This window comes from Pseudoxanthomonas sp. PXM04 (assembly GCF_014851695.1).
GTDB lineage: Bacteria > Pseudomonadota > Gammaproteobacteria > Xanthomonadales > Xanthomonadaceae > Pseudoxanthomonas_A > Pseudoxanthomonas_A beigongshangi.
In genome coordinates this window covers 1-255 of record NZ_JACVAG010000020.1, presented here as the reverse complement: position 1 = coordinate 255, position 255 = coordinate 1, and the positions used below count along the sequence as shown (strand labels likewise).

The window sequence follows — 255 nt, the reverse complement described above, 5'->3', positions numbered from 1 at the left end:
GCGACAGCAGGATGTGCTCGCGCGTCTGCGGCATCGGGCCGTCCGCGGCCGAGCACACCAGAATCGCGCCGTCCATCTGCGCCGCACCGGTAATCATGTTCTTCACGTAGTCCGCGTGACCCGGGCAGTCCACGTGCGCGTAGTGGCGCGTCGGGCTTTCGTATTCCACGTGCGCCGTCGAAATCGTGATGCCGCGAGCCTTCTCTTCCGGCGCCGCGTCAATCGCGTCGTACGCCTTGAACTCGCCGCCAAAGC

The 255-nt window shown here is 66.3% G+C and carries 1 protein-coding gene; it reads right to left on the bottom strand.

Features of this window, described 5'->3' with window-relative positions:
• Positions 1 to 255, bottom strand: a 255-nt coding sequence (locus IB228_RS20125) for a GTP-binding protein (protein ID WP_255431466.1), incomplete at both ends; no start/stop codon positions are given.